Here is a 16367-nt window from a genome sequence, read left to right on the forward strand (position 1 = left end):
GGCGGTTGAGGAGCAGGCCGGGCCGCCTCGCAGCTGGCATCATGGGCGGATGATCACCGAACATGCGCTCCTGCCCGTCATCGCCGGCCGTGAGGTCGAGTTCGAAGACGCATTCGCGGAGGCCCGCGGGATCATCTCGGCGATGCCGGGGTTCCGCTCGCTTTCGCTGTCCCGATCGGTCGAAACGCCGAACGTGTACCTGCTCCTCGTGGAGTGGGACACGATCGAGGATCACACGATCGGCTTCCGCGGGTCGGCGGAGTACCAGGACTGGCGTGCCCTGCTCCACCGCTTCTACGAGCCGTTCCCGATCGTGGAGCACTTCACGCGCGTCGTGTGATCCCGTCGGCGGGCGGTCGCGTCAGCGGAACATCGCCTCAGTGGAACGCGAGCCAGACGAGCCCGGCGGCACCGACCGCGAGTGCCCAGCTCACCATGCTGCCGACGAGGAAGGTCTCCGCGTTGCGCCCCGTCGCACCGTCCTTCGAGATCTCCGGGAAGCGGACGATGCCCTTCGCGGCGATGATGGCGGCGACGACGGCATACGCGTTCGTGAGGAGGAGGGCGACGAGGACGAGCCGCTCGAGCGGACCGATGAGGCGGCCACCTTTCAGGGTGCTCACGCGGCTGGGCTGCGCTGCGGGCGGCTGTTCCGATATCGATTCCGGTGCGGGGGCGGGCTGCTGCCACCAGCGACGCCTGCGGGCGCGGGCGCGGGGCGAGTGCGTGGCGGCGGCGTGAGCGGTGGCGTGCGGCGGAGTCGGGCTCGGGGTGCTCTCCGCGTCCTCCAGCTCGTCACGGAGCGCCGCTCGGACGAGCACGTTGGCGGATTCCAAGAGGAACAGGGTCACCGCGATCGCCATCGCGACGCCTGTGGCCGGCGCCCCTAGGATCCAGAAATCGGGGGAGTCGAGCGTCCACCCGTCGATTCGCCACTCCGGTTGCGGCAGGCCTCCCGCGAACAGGACGAGTGCGGCGAGCGTGACGAGGAGCACGGCGACGGGCACCAGTCCGAGGCGAGGCGCGTCTGCGGAGCCGCGTCGTCGCATCGTGCTCCACCAGAAGACCGCGACGGCGACGGCGAGGATCCAGGCCCACAGCGGAGTCCGCACGGCAATGGTGAACCACAGGGCGCCCGCCCACGCGATCGGCACGATGCACCAGGTGGCGATCGCGTTGCCGCGTGCGCGGACGAGGTCGGCCGATCCGACGAGGAAGAGGAGGAGGGCGGCGGCGATCATGCGGTTCGCTCCTTCGTGGTGCGTTCGGGGGAGCCGGCCCCGGTGAGCGCGGTGAGACCCGTGAGCAACGCTGGCACGCCGGACCGCTGCGACGCCTGCGACACGGCGGACTGGGAGATCCCGAGTTCCGTCGCGAGCGATTGCTGGTTGCGTCCCTGCATCGTGCCGAGGGCGATGTGCTGCTCGCGGTCATTCATCCGTCCGATGAGGTGGTCACGGAGGAGGAGGTAGGCGTTGACGAGGCCGGGGTCGTGCGGCGCCTCTACGGGGTCCTCCGCTCTGAACCAGCTGCGTGTGCTGGGGACCCGTTTGTCTTCCAGCCGGTGCGCTTCGGTGATCGCGTCCCTCGCCGTCCACCAGCCGGGGCCGTCCTGGATGGGCATCCAGGTGCCCTCGCCGACCTGTTCGATACCGCCGTGGCCGATGCCGAAACGGCAGTCGACGCCTGCGGGCAAGCTCAAACGAACGAGTGTCGTCGCGAGGATGGCATCCGGGAGGGAGCGGTAGGCGCCCTGGAACTCGTCGCCGATCGTGAAGGCGAGCGGCTGGACGGCATCGATCGTCTCGTTGGCATCGATGAGCGCACGTTCGATCAGCGGTTGCAGGCGGGGGCGGTCGTCGATGTCCCGTGAACTGACGAGATCACCGATGACGGTCGTTGCACGCATCCGGTCGGGCATGCGGCCAGTGTAGTTGGAACCACCGATATAAGCCAGGTTCTTATAAAGCGTCAATATAAGGAATGGGCTTATAAGAGAGGAAAAGAAGCTCTGCGGTGATCCCGCGCGGGCGCTCCACGGCGAGGCACCCCTGGCACGGACCTCAGGGCGCGGTGCCGATCCGTCCTCGTCCGAACGGAAGCCACGGGGCGCGATAGGCGAGCGGCGTGGGCGCATCGGCCCCGGCTGGAACAGTCGACGAGGCTTCCCCGAATCGCCACAGGCGGTTGTAGAGGAAGACCTCGATCGTCGTGGCGCCGTCTGCCGCGATCTGCCACGTGCCGGTGCCCCACTGTGCAGGGTGTCCGCGGCCGTCGAAGACGATCGTGGGTCTGGGGAACCAGCCGAGCCAGGGCTTCCGGAGCGTGAGTTCGAGGCGGCGGGTCGGTGCGGCGGGTTCCGGGGTCACGCAGTCAGCCTAAGGGGTGTGCTCGCGTCGTCAGACGGCCACGAGGAGTCCGGCGATCGAATCGAGCGCGCCCGGGACGAGGCGGTAGTAGGCCCAGGTGCCCCGCTTGTCGCGAGACAGGATGCCCGCCTCGACGAGGATCTTGAGGTGGTGCGACACGGTCGGTTGCCCCAGCCCGAGCGGTTCGGTCAGGTCGCAGACGCATGCCTCGGCATCATCGTGCGCAGCGACCATGGAGATCAGTCGGAGGCGCGCGGGGTCCGCGACGGCCTTGAGGGTCTTCGCGAGGGCCTCGGCTCGTTCCGGCGAGATCGCTTCTCGAGTGAGCGGGGCGGCGCACGTCGAGACGTCCGTGAGCGGGAGCAGTTCGGTGACCGACATGTGGACCCTCCAAAGAATTGACAGGCATCGATATTGTAGCAATACTCTGTATCGATGTTTGTCGATATTGATGGATGTCGATGAATTGTCCGAGACGACCGTCTGAGGAGATGCATGTCCGACGTGACCACGTCCGTGAAACTCGGCACCGCCGACCGATTCCTTCCGCTCTGGATCCTGCTCGCCATGGGCGCCGGACTCCTCCTCGCCGTGTTCGTGCCCGCCGTCGGAGAGGCCCTGCACGCCGTCCAGATCGGTTCGGTGAGCATCCCCATCGCGATCGGACTCCTCGTCATGATGTACCCGGTGCTCGCGAAGGTCCGATACGCGGACGCTGCCGCCGTCGCAGGGGATCGTCGACTGCTGGTCTCTTCCCTGGTCATGAACTGGCTGGTGGGTCCAGCTCTGATGTTCGCCCTCGCGTGGCTGCTCCTCCCCGACCTGCCCGAGTATCGGACCGGTCTGATCATCGTCGGACTGGCCCGCTGCATCGCCATGGTCCTCATCTGGAACGACCTCGCCTGCGGAGATCGAGAAGCGGCCGCTTTCCTCGTCGCCGTGAACTCCGTGTTCCAGGTCCTCGCATTCGGTGTCCTCGGCTGGTTCTACCTGCAGGTCCTCCCCGCATGGCTCGGGCTGCCGACGACGAGCGCGGACTTCTCCATCTGGGCGATCACCCTGAGCGTCGTCGTCTTCCTCGGCATCCCGCTCGTTGCGGGGTATCTGACCCGTCGCATCGGGGAGTCGACGAGGGGACGGACCTGGTACGAGCATCGGTTCCTGCCGCGGGTCGGGCCGTTCGCGCTCTACGGGCTCCTGTTCACGATCGTGATGTTGTTCGCGCTCCAAGGGAGACAGGTCATCGACCGGCCGTTCGACGTCGTTCGCATCGCGCTGCCATTGCTCGTCTACTTCGCGGTCACGTTCCTCATCGGCTTCGTCCTCGGCAAGCTGATCGGCCTCGGGTACGCGCGCACCACGACCCTCGCGTTCACCGCCGCGGGCAACAACTTCGAACTCGCGATCGCCGTGGCCATCGGCATGTTCGGCGCCACGAGCGGTCAAGCGCTCGCCGGGATCGTCGGTCCGCTCATCGAGGTCCCCGTCCTCGTCGCCCTCGTCTATGCCGCCCTCTGGCTGCGTCCCCGCCTGTTCCCCGCCACGAAGATCGAGCACGACACCGCCCCGCTCGACTCCACACCCGCCTGATCACCATCGAAGGAGAACCCATGTCGACCACGATCCACAACCCACTGTCCGAGAAACCGTCCGTGCTCTTCGTCTGCGTCCACAATGCCGGCCGTTCCCAGATGGCTGCGGGGTATCTTGCCGCGCTCGCCGGGGATCGTGTCGAGGTCCTGTCAGCGGGGAGTGAGCCGAAGGACGAGATCAATCCGGTCGCGGTCGCTGCGATGGCGGAGGTGGGCATCGACATCGCGAACAACATCCCGAAGGTGTTGACGACGGAGGCGGTGCGGGATTCCGATGTCGTGATCACGATGGGGTGTGGTGATGCGTGTCCGATCTTCCCGGGCAAGCGATATGAGGACTGGGCGTTGGAGGATCCTGCCGGGCAGGATCTGGAGGCGGTGCGTCCGATCCGTGATGCGATCAGGGCGCGGGCCGAAGCGCTGCTCGCCGACATCCTCCCGACGAACGCCTGAACGTCGCCATGACCATCGAGAACGTCGTCGTCGTCGGCTCCGGACCCGCCGGCTACACGGCAGCGATCTACCTCGCCCGCGCGGGTCTGCATCCCGTCGTCATCACCGGTTCGGTCGACGCGGGCGGTGCCCTGATCAACACGACCGAGGTCGAGAACTTTCCCGGCTTCCCCGACGGAATCATGGGGCCGGAACTCATGGAGAACATGCGTCGGCAGGCCGAACGCTTCGGCGCCCGCATGATCATCGACGATGCGACGGCACTCGACCTCACGGGACCCGTCAAGACCGTGACGACCGGATCCAGCGGCTCATTCGACACCCGCGCAGTCGTCCTGGCGATGGGATCCGCGTACCGGAGACTCGACATCCCGGGCGAGGAACGGCTGACAGGGCACGGCGTCTCCTGGTGCGCGACATGTGACGGCTTCTTCTTCCGCGGGCGGGAGGTCGTGGTCGTCGGCGGCGGCGACTCAGCGCTCGAGGAAGCGATGTTCCTGACCCGGTTCGCGGATCAGGTCACGCTCGTGCATCGCCGAGGGACGTTGCGGGCCTCGAAGATCATGCAGGAACGAGCCCTCGCGAACCCGAAGCTGGCCATCAGATGGAACAGTGAAGTCGTCGAAGCCTTCGGCGCCGACGCACTCGACTCACTCCTCCTGCGCGACACCGTGACCGGCGAGGAATCCACCATCCGGGCCGCGGGCCTGTTCATCGCCATCGGGCACGATCCCCGCAGCGGGCTCGTCGACGGACAACTCGCGCTCGATGACGACGGCTACGTGCGCGTGTCGTCCCCGACGACCGAGACCGGGCTGGACGGCGTCTTCGCGGCCGGGGACCTCGTCGACCACCGCTACCGACAAGCGATCACAGCGGCCGGAACCGGGTGCGCCGCAGCGCAGGACGCCGAACACTTCCTCGCAGCCCGTGGCCTCGCGTGGTATCCGCAGGGAATCGGCGCCCTCGACGACACCCTCTCCGCATCCATCTGAAAGGCAGCACACCATGACATCGCATCCCACGACGCAGCCCGCAACAGCTGAGGATCGACGGGCCGGACTGCCCGTCGCGATCATCGGCGCGGGACCCGTCGGGCTCGCCGCCGCCGCGCAGCTCCTCGAACGCGGCATCGAGGTGATCGTGCTCGAAGCCGGAGACTCTGCGGGCGCCGCCGTGCTCGACTGGGGACACACGAGACTGTTCTCCCCGTGGGAGTACGTCGTCGACGAAGCGGCCGTCCGATTGCTCGACGACGCCGACTGGGAGGCGCCGCACGCGAAACGGCTGCCGTCCGGACGCGAGTTCGTCGAGCGCTACCTCGCACCGCTCGCCGCCACCGCGGAACTGGCCCCGCGCATCCGCTACGGCCATCGGGTCACGGCGGTCACGCGACAGGGGATGGACCGGACCCGCTCGGCCGGACGCGAAGCCGCACCCTTCCTGCTGCGCGTGGACGGCGTCGAGGGGCGGGGCGAGGTCCTCGCGCGCGCCGTCATCGACGCCTCCGGCACGTACTCGACGTCCAACAGCATCGCCTCAAGCGGGATCGAACCGCTCGGCAGCGACCTCGTCCGCGAGCACCTCAGTCGTGCGCTCCCCGACGTCCTCGGTACGGACCGCGCGCGCTTCGCAGGCAGGCATACCGTCGTCGTGGGCGCAGGACACTCCGCTGCGAACACACTGCTGAAGCTCGCCGCCCTCGCGGAGGACGAGCCGGGCACGACGATCACCTGGGCGATCCGTCGAGGGCGCCCGACACGGGTCTACGGCTCGCCCGCCGATGAACTCGAGGCGAGGGGTGCGCTCGGGAGCCTCGCCCACGGTCTCGTCCGATCGGGCGCGGTCGCGCTGCTCGAACGGTTCGAGATCGACGAACTCGCTCCCACGGACGACGGACAGGTGAGGATCCACGGCCGTCGTGCCGGCGAGCCGCTCGCGCTCGAAGCCGACGTCATCGTGAACGCCACCGGATTCAGACCAGACCTCGACCTCCTCAGGGAAGTCCGGATCTCCCTCGACGAGATCGTGGAGGCGCCGAAAGCACTCGCACCGCTCATCGATCCCAACGAGCACTCCTGCGGAACCGTCTATCCGCACGGCGTCGCCGAACTCGCCCATCCGGAGCGGGACTTCTACATCGCCGGGATGAAGAGCTACGGCCGCGCGCCCACCTTCCTGCTGCTCACGGGGTACGAGCAGGTCAGATCGATCGCGGACGAACTCGCCGGACGACACCAGGCGGCGAGGATAGTGCATCTTGTACTACCCGAGACGGGGGTCTGCTCGACCGATGACGGGTCGGGGTCGGGGACGGGTGCGGGGGCGTCGGGCTCGTGCGGGGTCGGTGTGCCGGCGTCGGATGCGTCCGTGTCGGATGTGTCCGTTTCGAACTCGTGCAGCACGTCCGACGGGGCTACGTGTGCTGCGCCGGGCGTGCCGGACGCATCGGTCGGGCCCCAGGCGCGGACAGCCCTTCCCCTCACACTCAACCGCTAGGTGCTGTTCACAACTCAGGACGGTCCCGGCATGTCGGCGCCGTTCGCCGGCGTGTCGGCGGCGACACGCCGCATCGCTCCTGAGTTGTGAACAGGGGCCGGGCGCACGCCGCCACGCTGGATGGCACACTGTCCGGATGGGAGAACAGCTCGCGGGCGGCAACATGAACGCCGTGGAACGCATCGGCGACACGGTCCATCGCGCCGCGGGTCCGTGGACGCCGACCGTCCACCGTCTGTTGGAGCACGTGCGTGCCGCCGGTGTCGAGTGGATCCCGGAACCGCTCGGAACGGACGAGCGCGGGCGGGAGGTGCTGTCCTACCTCGCGGGCGAAGTACCGCTCTACCCGCTGCCCGACTGGGTGTGGGCGGACTCCGTCCTGACCGATGCGGCCAGCCGACTGCGCATCTGGCACGATGCGACCGAAGATTTTCCACGCGCTGATGCCGTGTGGCAGCTGCCATCCCATGGAGCCGACGAAGTCATCTGCCACAACGACTTCGCGCCGCACAATCTGGTGTTCTCGAGTGGAGAGATCATCGGCGTCATCGACTTCGACACGGCATCGCCCGGCAACCGCTTGTGGGATCTGGCCTACCTCGCCACTCGCATCGTGCCGCTGGATCGCGCATCGGAGGGGCCCGATGCGGCGGGTACCGGTGAGGCTGCGATCGCGGCCCCGGACGCGGCTCCGATCGGACTTCCGGGTGGGGCGGCGATGCGCGATGAGCGGGTGCGGCGAATCCATATGCTGCTCGAGGCATACGGTTCGGGCGAGCCGGTTGGAGCGCTCATCGACACCGCGATCGAGCGGCTCGAAGACCTGGCGGTGTTCTCCGAACGCAAGGCCGTTGAGCTCGGCAAACCCGAACTCGACGAACACGCCGCGGGGTACCGGCTCGACGCGGCATCCCTCCGTCGGCAGTTCGCCGACACGGTCTGACCGTCGGTCGCCCTGCACGATTCATGACAGGCGCGTCTGGGGGTGTTCACAACTCAGGACGGCCCCGGCGTGTCGGCGTCGGACAGCGGCGTTTCGGCCGCGACGCGCCGCATCGCTCCTGAGTTGTGAACAGCGGTCCCGGCTAGTCGGCGTCGGTGAGGGTGCCCGCGTCGGTGGCGGTATCCGCGTCGGGGGCCAGGCCGAGCTCGCGCTCGAGGCCCTCGAAGATGCCGCCCTCGCCAGCGGCGAGCTTCGGGAGCACACCGATGGCGAGCAGGAACCACGGGAAGAGTTGCTGCGGGAACCGGCCGGCAAAGCTCGGCGAGAAGATGAGCCGGTCCTCGACGAGCGTCCCGCCATCGACCGCCGTCATCCGGTACTCGCAGGTCTGCGTGATCCCGCGCTGTTTGCCGCGCAACCGGTAGACGTGCGGCGATGCAGCCTCGATCGTCCGCCAACGCACTCGATCGTTCTCGCATTCCGGCCCGTGGACCTTGACCCAGCTGTCGCCGACTGCCGCGCGGAGTTCGCCATCGGGCTCGATCGCAACGGGGTGGTCGTCGAGGCGCTTGAGCGGGTCCGCGAGCAGCCGCCACACGGTTTCGGGCGGTGCTGCGATCACGCGGCTCGTGGTGAGGCTGCGGTAGGCCATGGGGCGGATCCTCTCGTCGTCGAGTCATCGAGTCATCGTGTGCGGTCATCGGGTGCGGGGTGTTCACAACTCAGGACGGGTGCGGCGTGTCGGATGCCGCACGCGGCGTGTCGGCCGCGACGCACCGAGGCGCTCCTGAGTTGTGAACAGTCTGCCAGGTGTCGAACGGATGTTGGATAGGTCTGGGGGGAGGGCCGATGCCGTGTGCCGGAGCGAGCGATGCCGTGGGCAGGAGCGAGTGATGCCGTGTGCCGGAGCGAGTGATGCGGCGTGCGGGAGCGAGCCGCTGACAGCGACGGGAGCCGGTGGTAGCGTCATCCTCATGACCCCGCAGGAGCTCGAGAATCTCGCGCACCTCCGCCGCGCCCGCGACCTCATCGACCGCGAGTACGCGAAGCCGCTCGACGTCCCGACGATCGCCGCACGCGCACTGATGTCACCCGCCCACTTCTCCAGGCAGTTCCGCGCGGCGTACGGCGAGACCCCCTACAACTACCTGATGACGAGGCGGATCGAGCGGGCGATGACGCTCCTTCGCAGTGGCATGAGCGTCACCGACGCGTGCATCGCCGTCGGCTGTACCTCCCTCGGATCGTTCAGCTCCCGCTTCACCGAGATCGCGGGCGAAACCCCCACCGCCTATCGTCTGCGGGAGCATCCGGCGGTCAACGCGATGCCCGCGTGCATCGTCAAGACGGCCACCAGACCGGCTCGTGACGGATCGAGCAGGATCCGAGAAGCGAACGCACGGACCGCTGTCTAGAGTTGCCGTCATGACCATCTCACTCCAATACGTGAACATCACCGTCAACGACGTCGACGAGTCGATCGCCTTCTACCGCGACGCGCTCGGCTTCGAGGTCCGCAACGACGTGGCGTCCGGCGGATTCCGCTGGGTCACGATCGGCAGCGGCGCCCAGCCCGGGGTCGAGCTCGTACTCTCCGAGCCGCACGCCGGCCGGTCCCAGTCCGACGGCGACGCTCTCCAGGAACTCCTGACGAAGGGGCTCCTGCCGATGCTCATCTTCCGTTCCGACGACGTCGACACGACCTTCGAGACCGCCCGATCCTTCGGCGCGGAAGTCCTCCAGGAGCCGATCGACCAGCCGTGGGGACCACGCGACTGCGCGTTCCGCGACCCGTCCGGCAACACCGTCCGGATCTCGCAGGCTGTCGCGGCCTGAGGCCGGCGGCGCCCCCTCAGCGAGGTGCGCGAGCGGTGCCGAGTGCACCGAGCCCTTCGCGGATGATGCGGCTGAGGAGCATTGCATATCGGCCGTCCGGGTCGAGGTCCGGATCGAAGACCGTGACCTGGGCGCCGACGGCGGTGGGGGCGAGGAGCCGGAGGAGTTCGATGAGCTCGTCCGCCTGCAGACCACCGGGGTCGGGGCTGTCGACGGCAGGGAACACGGCGGCGTCGAGGACGTCGATGTCGAGGTGCAGCCAGGAGCCGTCGGGCGCCGCATCGACGACGGATCGTGCGCGATGTGCGGTATCGACGACGCCGTGCGCTCGGACTTCGGAGGCGGTGACGACATCGCCGAGCAGCCGTCTGACCTCGACGAGCTCCTCGTCGTCGTCCCGTGCCCCGACGTGCACGACATCCGTCCCCGAGAACAGCGGGCCCATCCCATCGATGTCGCTGATCGCCGGCCAGTGCAGACCGATGGCCGCGGCCAGGTCCTCGCCGGCGAGACTCGCGCACTCGTCGCTGTTGCCCGGGTGGCGGAAGTCGGTGTGGCCGTCGATGTGGACGAGACCGTGTCGGCCGCGTCGGGCGAGCGCGAGTCCTGTACCGAGGAGGATCGAGCAGTCGCCGCCGAGGACGAGCGGGCGGTGGCCTGCATCGAGCACTGCGCCGATGCGATCGGCGAGGCGATGCGCGTGGTCGAGCACCGCATCCTGGTTGCGGATCCGGCCTGAGCCAGGGTTCGCGTCATCGACGTATCTGCCGGGGAGGACCACTCCGGCATCGATCGCGCCGTCGGCGAGCAGTGCCGCGTGGAGGCCTGCTTCACGCAGGGCTTCCGGCGCCTTCGACGTGCCCGGCGTCGATGTGGGTTCCGGTGGTCGCAGACCGAGGTTCGTGGGGGCGGAGACGATGGCGATCATGCGCTCACGCTACCGGCGGCCTCCGACGCCGTCCGTCTGCCCCGGCTCTGCGCTGTTCCGACGACGCTGACGCGGAGCAGGCGCAGGGGGAACGGGTTTCGCGGCGATGACAGCGGCGAGCGACACCTGTTCTGGACCGCGCTTCGTGGCGATGACGCAGTGCGCCGCATCACACGACACGAGTTCGCCGAGCGCGTCGGTCGCACCGGCAGTGCCGTCGTCCAGGCGGTATCGCACGACGACCCGCGTGCCGAGAGCCGCGCCCCGGAGGAACGCGACCGCGTGAGAGCCGAGCATCGCGTCGCCCTACCAGGAGGAGGGCGCGTAGTCCTTGAGGAAGACGCCGAAGAGCTCCTCGCCGGCCTCGCCGCGGACGATGGGGTCGTAGACGCGGGCGGCACCGTCGACGAGGTCGAGCGGAGCGTGGAAGCCCTCTTCGGCGAGACGCACCTTGGTGGGGTGCGGACGCTCGTCGGTGATCCACCCGGTGTCGACGCTCGTCATGAGGATGCCGTCGGTCTCGAACATCTCTCGCGCGCTCGTGCGGGTGAGCATGTTGACGGCGGCCTTCGCCATGTTCGTGTGCGGGTGGCCGGGCCCCTTGTACCCACGCCCGAAGACGCCCTCCATGGCGGAGACGTTGACGACGTACGTGTGCTTCGAGGGCGATGCCGCGAGCTGCGGGCGCAGACGGCTCACGAGGATGAACGGCGCGGTCGTGTTGGCGAGCTGCACTTCGAGCATCTCGAGCGGGTCGACCTCTTCCACGTTCTGCGTCCAGCTGTTGATGTGGTCGTGGTCTGGGAGGAGTCCGCCGGCGTCGATCGCGGTTCCGGCCGCCAGCCGTTCGAGCGATGACGAACCGGCCGACATCGCCGCTTCCGTCAGTGCTTCGGCCTTGGCTGCGGCCGCAGCGAGGATGGGGTGCGCCGACACCGATGCCGCGAGCGACAGCGGGTGCTGATCGTTCGTGTGGCCGAAGGTGACGAGCTCGGGGAGCGGGCCGTCGGGCAGGGGAGCGAGCTCGGCGTCGACGAGCGGCTGGTACGAGCCCTTCGTCCGGCGCACCGTCTGCGCGGCGTTGTTGATCAGGATGTCGAGCGTGCCCTGTTCGGCGACCGAGTCGGCGAGCGCGATGACCTGGGCGGGGTCGCGCAGGTCGATGCCGACGATGCGGAGGCGATGCAGCCAGTCCGCGGAGTCCGGCAGCGCGGAGAAGCGGCGGACGGCGTCACGCGGGAAGCGGGTGGTGATGGTCGTGTGCGCACCGTCGCGGAGGAGACGCAGGGCGATGTACATGCCGATCTTGGCCCGCCCACCGGTGAGGAGCGCACGCTTGCCCGTGAGATCCGTGCGTGCATCGCGTTTGGCGTGGCTCATGGCGGCGCAGTCTGGGCAGAGCTGGTGGTAGAACGCGTCGACGAGCGTGTACGGCTGCTTGCAGATGTAGCAGTTGCGCGGCACGAGGAGCTCGCCGGCGACGGGCGCCTCCGTGCTCGTGGAGAGGGGGATGCCGCGGGTCTCGTCGTCGATGCGGTCCGGTGCGCCCGTCGCGGTGGCGGCGATGACGGCGCGATCGGCGTCCGCGATGGCGGCGCGCTTGCCGAGGCGGCGCTCCTTCTTGACGGCCTTGAACATCTTCGCTGTGGCGCGGCGGACCGTGATGTAGTCGGGGTGCTCCTCATCCATGCCGGCCATGTACTCGAGGACGCGCAGCGTGACGTCGAGGTCGGTCGGGTCGATGCCGTCGCCGAGGTCCGTGGGGTTCTCCGGCGTCGTGTCGGTGGTCGGTTCGTGCGACGCTTCGTCGTGCTGGGGCGTGGCGTCGGGCGAGGAAGTCATTGCTTCATTCTACGATCCCGGCCTGGGTGTCGGATCGGCGCGGTTCCGCGGACGGGCGTGGCCCCGGATCGCCCGCCGGATCGCCCGTCGCATCACCAGCCGAACGCCCGTCGCATCGCCAGCCGGGCCGTGGCCGGAGGCGACTCGGATGTCGCCGGTCCGTGAGAGCATGGAGCACATGTCAGCCACGGCGTCACCCCTTGTGGACGTCGCCGACATCGTGCGGATGGTGGGGCGTCTGGCGTTCGACCGCGGCCGTGGCTATGCACGGACCGGCATGGTGCTCGAGGTCGACTGGGATCCGGCGACCGAGCGCGTCTCCGGCCGAGTGCAGGGCACCGGTCCACTGCCCTACGACTGCCACGTCAGCCTCGGCGCACAGGTCAACGGCTTCGCGAAGCTCCTCCGCAGCGACTGCACCTGTCCCGTCACCGGCGACTGCAAGCACGTCGCCGCACTGCTCCTCAGCAGCAATGCTGCGAGGCTCCGTGAAGAGGGCTCGACCGACCGGTGGACGCTCCCGGCGGGAGGCCTGCCCGGCGGCGGATCGAGTGGCGGTTCCGGCGCGGAGCCGACGACGGGCCGGGTGCGCCCGGACTTCGCGGTGCGTCCGCACGACGCGGACCCGTTCGACTTCTCCTCCGCTCGGGCGATGACCGGCTGGGCCGAGGACCCGCTCCCCGAGCCGGAGCCGCCCACCTGGCGCACGGTCGTCGGCGCGCTGGCCGCGAAACCCGACGCTGGCCGCACCGTCCAGTCGACCACGATGGGCCTGCAGTTCGAGGTCAGACAGCTCGTACCGCGGACGGCGGAGCGATGGCGGGGGCCGACGACCGCGACGGCTGCCGGCGAGCCGGAACCGGGCCAGACGAGGCGCCTCGCCGTGCGGCCCGTCATCAAGAACTCCTCCGGCAACTTCGTGAAGGCCAACGTGACGTGGGCGTCCTTCGCTCACCAGGTGAACCGCCTCGGCCTCGATCCGGAGCACCACCGCTGGTTCTCGCAGTTCGCCGCACTCCACCGGTCGACGCGCGGAGCGTACACGGGGCACGAGAGCGACTGGTTCTTCCTCGACGACTTCGCGAGCCCGATCCTCTGGCATCTGCTGCAGGAGGCTCATCGGATCGGGGTCGCCCTCGTCGCGACGCGCAAGGGGACGGTTCACATCGGTCGGGAGGCCGGGGTGCGGCTCGACGCCCTCATCGACGCGGAGGGCGCGATCCGCCTGTCTCCCGTCGTCTCGATCGACGGCGAGCACGCGGATGCGGCGATGACCGGGGCGATCGGCGACCACGGGCTGTACAACTACCGCTTGACCCCTCGTGCGGCGATCACGATCGCGCCGATGGAGGGCCGATTGAGCGAGCAGCAGCGCGCCTTGCTCGGTCCGACGGAACCGACCGTCGTACCGCCCGCGGAGATCGAGGAGTTCCTCACGGACTTCGTTCCGCGTCTGCGCAGGAGCATCGAGCTGACGAGCGTCGACGGGTCGCTGCCATTGCCGGCCGTCGTGCCGCCGGTGCTCGTGTTGACGGCCGGCTACGGCCCCAAACACACACTGCAGCTCGACTGGTCGTGGCTCTACGCGCCGGATCAGCGCGTGCCGTTCGCCGCGGAGGGCGCGAGCGTCCACGATGCACCGGACGACGACGTCCTCCACGACGAGCGCACGGAGCGCACGATCGTGGAGCGGGTCGGCGAGGCGCTCGGAGCGGCCGCGCTCGCCGCGGAGACTGAAGAAACCGAAGAGACCGTTGACGCCCCCGGGACCGACGACGTGCTGCAGACCGGCCAGGACGGAGCCGCGCAGCCAGCGACCGATTCCCGCCCCGGCGCATCGGCCGCCCTGCTCGGTGTGCGCGCTCGCCGCATCACCCCGACCATCTCCGTCCCCTGGCCGCCGGAGGGACGGACGATCCTGCGCGGGGTGGACGCCGCCGTCTTCACGGAGCGCATCCTGCCCGTCATCGAATCGGTCGACGGCGTACGCGTCGAGATCGTCGGCACCCGGCCGGAGTACCGCGAGCTCATCGGCGATCCGGAACTCACGATCACGACGGTCGAGAGCGACAAGCGCGACTGGTTCGATCTCGGCATCGTCGTGAACCTCGCCGGCTATCGCATCCCCTTCGGGCCGCTGTTCAAGGCCCTGTCGAAGCGCGCCAAGAAGCTCTTGATGGTCGACAACACCTACCTGTCGCTGCAGCATCCCGCGTTCGATCGTCTCCGCGAACTGCTCGACGAGGCCGATGCGCTCCGCGAGTGGGAGACGGGCCCGCGGATCAGCCGGTACCAGGCGAGCCTCTGGGACGACTTCGAGGACCTGGCCGATGAGACGGTGCAGGCGGTCGCGTGGCGCGAGTCCGTCGCCGGGCTGACGGACCTGACCGCGGTGCCAGCGACGCCGCTCCCGGACGGTCTCGTGGCGGATCTGCGGCCGTACCAGCTCGACGGCTACCACTGGCTCGCGTTCCTCTGGAAGCATCGGCTCGGCGGGGTGCTCGCCGACGACATGGGCCTCGGCAAGACGCTGCAGGCGCTCGCGATGATGGCGCACGCGCGTGAGGAGGATCCGTCGCCGTCGCCGTCGCCGTCGCCGACGCCGTCGCAGACGGAGAGTCAGGACGCACCCGCCGCCCGGCCCCCGTTCCTCGTCGTCGCACCCACCTCCGTCGTCGGCAACTGGCTCGTCGAGGCCGCGCGGTTCACGCCGGGCCTCGTCGTCCGGGCGATGACCACGACGGAGGCGAACGGCAAGGAGACGATCGCCGATGTCGCGGAGGGCGCGGACATCGTCGTCACGAGCTACACGCTGTTCCGTCTCGACGCCGAGGTCTACCGCGAGGAGCAGTGGGCGGGGCTCATCCTCGACGAAGCGCAGTTCGTCAAGAACCACCGCGCCAAACTGCACGAGTGCGCGGCCCAGATCGACACCCCCTTCAAACTCGCGATCACCGGCACCCCGCTCGAGAACAACCTCATGGAACTGTGGTCGCTCTTCGCGATCGTCGCGCCCGGCCTGTTCCCGTCGGCGCACCGGTTCGCGGAACGCTTCGTCCGACCGATCGAGCGCGAACTCGACGTGAGTCTCCTCGGGACGCTGCGTCGACGCATCCGGCCGCTCATGATGCGCCGCACGAAGGAACTCGTGGCGCCGGAACTCCCGGCGAAGCAGGAGCAGGTGCTGCAGATCGACCTCGCTCCGGCGCATCGCCACCTCTACGACACGATGCTGCAGAAGGAACGGCAGAAGCTCCTCGGACTCATCGAGGACCTCGACCGCAACCGGTTCATCGTCTTCCGATCGCTCACGCTGCTCCGGATGCTGAGCCTCGACGCGTCGCTCGTGGATCCCGAGTACGCCGACATCCCTTCGAGCAAACTCGACGCCCTCCTCGAGCAGCTCGACGACGTCGTCGCGGAGGGGCATCGCTCGCTCGTCTTCAGCCAGTTCACGTCGTTCCTGCAGAAGGCGGCGGCACGACTCGATGCTGCGGGCATCGCCTACGAGTACCTCGACGGTTCCAGCCGGAAGCGGCCGGAGATCATCAAGCGGTTCCAGATGGGCGAAGCGCCCGTCTTCCTCATCAGCCTGAAGGCGGGCGGGTTCGGGCTGAACCTGACCCAGGCGGACTACGTGTTCCTCCTCGACCCGTGGTGGAATCCGGCGTCGGAGTCGCAGGCGATCGACCGCACCCACCGCATCGGGCAGACCGGCAACGTCATGGTGTACCGGCTCGTCGCGAGCGACACGATCGAGGAGAAGGTCATGGCGCTCAAGGCGCGCAAGTCGAAGCTCTTCGACGCCGTGCTCGACGACGACGCCGTCTTCAGCCAGGCGCTCACGGCCGAGGACATCCGGGGGCTCCTGGAGGCCTGAGACGAACGGTGTCCGTTGCAGCGTA

General features: G+C 68.7%; 17 protein-coding genes. 9 read left to right on the plus strand and 8 right to left on the minus strand.

Translation table 11 applies throughout. The features are described from left to right. Positions 1–49: 49 nt before the first annotated feature. Positions 50–340 carry an antibiotic biosynthesis monooxygenase family protein gene (locus ACQ3HB_RS19780; RefSeq protein ID WP_430922504.1) on the plus strand — a complete coding sequence of 97 codons (291 nt, stop codon included), beginning with the start codon at positions 50–52 and terminating at the stop codon, positions 338–340. 37 nt (positions 341–377) lie between these two features. Here ACQ3HB_RS19780 and ACQ3HB_RS19785 read toward each other — a convergent pair whose 3' ends face one another. The 4 genes from ACQ3HB_RS19785 to ACQ3HB_RS19800 form a co-directional block, all read right to left on the minus strand. After that, positions 378–1241 (minus strand): hypothetical protein, encoded by an 864-nt coding sequence (locus ACQ3HB_RS19785; RefSeq protein WP_430922506.1) that lies wholly within the window; start codon positions 1239–1241, stop codon positions 378–380. After that, positions 1238–1921, minus strand: coding sequence for a SatD family protein (locus tag ACQ3HB_RS19790; RefSeq protein WP_430922507.1), 684 nt, complete (start codon positions 1919–1921; stop codon positions 1238–1240). The genes ACQ3HB_RS19785 and ACQ3HB_RS19790 overlap by 4 nt, the downstream gene beginning before the upstream one ends. A 142-nt stretch (positions 1922–2063) precedes the next feature. Next, positions 2064–2369, minus strand: a complete 306-nt coding sequence (locus ACQ3HB_RS19795; protein ID WP_430922509.1) for a hypothetical protein — start codon at positions 2367–2369, stop codon at positions 2064–2066. Positions 2370–2399: 30 nt separating this feature from the next. Beyond that, positions 2400–2750 carry an ArsR/SmtB family transcription factor gene (locus tag ACQ3HB_RS19800; RefSeq protein WP_430922510.1) on the minus strand — a complete coding sequence of 117 codons (351 nt, stop codon included), beginning with the start codon at positions 2748–2750 and terminating at the stop codon, positions 2400–2402. Positions 2751–2864: 114 nt separating this feature from the next. On the opposite strand from ACQ3HB_RS19800, the gene arsB reads away from it, so the two are divergent. The 5 genes from arsB to ACQ3HB_RS19825 all read left to right on the plus strand — a co-directional run bounded on the left by arsB (position 2865) and on the right by ACQ3HB_RS19825 (position 7856). Then, the gene (arsB, locus tag ACQ3HB_RS19805) at positions 2865–3959 is read left to right on the plus strand and encodes an ACR3 family arsenite efflux transporter (RefSeq protein ID WP_430922512.1); all 1095 of its coding nucleotides are present in this window, start codon (positions 2865–2867) and stop codon (positions 3957–3959) included. Between the two features lie 20 nt (positions 3960–3979). After that, entirely contained in the window at positions 3980–4414 is a 435-nt protein-coding gene (locus ACQ3HB_RS19810; RefSeq protein WP_430922513.1) for an arsenate reductase ArsC, read from the plus strand. Positions 4415–4422: 8 nt separating this feature from the next. Beyond that, complete coding sequence (trxB, locus tag ACQ3HB_RS19815) at positions 4423–5409, plus strand: thioredoxin-disulfide reductase (RefSeq protein ID WP_430922515.1); 987 nt, start codon at positions 4423–4425, stop codon at positions 5407–5409. Positions 5410–5422: 13 nt separating this feature from the next. Further along, entirely contained in the window at positions 5423–6913 is a 1491-nt protein-coding gene (locus ACQ3HB_RS19820) for an FAD-dependent oxidoreductase (protein WP_430922517.1), read from the plus strand. Between the two features lie 136 nt (positions 6914–7049). After that, positions 7050–7856, plus strand: a complete 807-nt coding sequence (locus ACQ3HB_RS19825) for an aminoglycoside phosphotransferase family protein (RefSeq protein WP_430922519.1) — start codon at positions 7050–7052, stop codon at positions 7854–7856. Between the two features lie 142 nt (positions 7857–7998). On the opposite strand, the gene ACQ3HB_RS19830 is transcribed toward ACQ3HB_RS19825, so the two are convergent. Continuing rightward, positions 7999–8508 (minus strand): SRPBCC family protein, encoded by a 510-nt coding sequence (locus ACQ3HB_RS19830; RefSeq protein ID WP_430922521.1) that lies wholly within the window; start codon positions 8506–8508, stop codon positions 7999–8001. Between the two features lie 322 nt (positions 8509–8830). Here ACQ3HB_RS19830 and ACQ3HB_RS19835 point away from each other — a divergent pair, with 322 nt between their 5' ends. Both ACQ3HB_RS19835 and ACQ3HB_RS19840 read left to right on the plus strand, forming a co-directional pair. After that, on the plus strand, positions 8831–9271 hold the full coding sequence (locus ACQ3HB_RS19835) for a helix-turn-helix transcriptional regulator (RefSeq protein WP_430922522.1): 441 nt from the start codon (positions 8831–8833) through the stop codon (positions 9269–9271). Between the two features lie 10 nt (positions 9272–9281). Beyond that, on the plus strand, positions 9282–9692 hold the full coding sequence (locus ACQ3HB_RS19840) for a VOC family protein (protein WP_430922524.1): 411 nt from the start codon (positions 9282–9284) through the stop codon (positions 9690–9692). A gap of 16 nt (positions 9693–9708) precedes the next feature. On the opposite strand, the gene ACQ3HB_RS19845 is transcribed toward ACQ3HB_RS19840, so the two are convergent. From ACQ3HB_RS19845 to ACQ3HB_RS19855, 3 genes are read right to left on the minus strand one after another with little or no spacing between them, the layout of a single operon-like run. Further along, positions 9709–10620: an arginase family protein gene (locus tag ACQ3HB_RS19845; RefSeq protein ID WP_430922526.1), complete on the minus strand. Its 912-nt coding sequence runs from the start codon at positions 10618–10620 to the stop codon at positions 9709–9711. 9 nt (positions 10621–10629) lie between these two features. Beyond that, the gene (locus ACQ3HB_RS19850) at positions 10630–10917 is read right to left on the minus strand and encodes a putative acetyltransferase (protein WP_430922527.1); all 288 of its coding nucleotides are present in this window, start codon (positions 10915–10917) and stop codon (positions 10630–10632) included. A 9-nt stretch (positions 10918–10926) separates the two neighbouring features. Then, the gene (locus tag ACQ3HB_RS19855) at positions 10927–12462 is read right to left on the minus strand and encodes an SDR family NAD(P)-dependent oxidoreductase (RefSeq protein ID WP_430922529.1); all 1536 of its coding nucleotides are present in this window, start codon (positions 12460–12462) and stop codon (positions 10927–10929) included. A 178-nt stretch (positions 12463–12640) separates the two neighbouring features. Between ACQ3HB_RS19855 and ACQ3HB_RS19860 the strand changes: the two genes are divergently transcribed. After that, on the plus strand, positions 12641–16342 hold the full coding sequence (locus ACQ3HB_RS19860) for a DEAD/DEAH box helicase (RefSeq protein ID WP_430922530.1): 3702 nt from the start codon (positions 12641–12643) through the stop codon (positions 16340–16342). Positions 16343–16367 lie beyond the last annotated feature (25 nt).

Origin of the sequence: Plantibacter lichenum (assembly GCF_050587525.1) — a bacterium.
Lineage (GTDB): Bacteria > Actinomycetota > Actinomycetes > Actinomycetales > Microbacteriaceae > Plantibacter.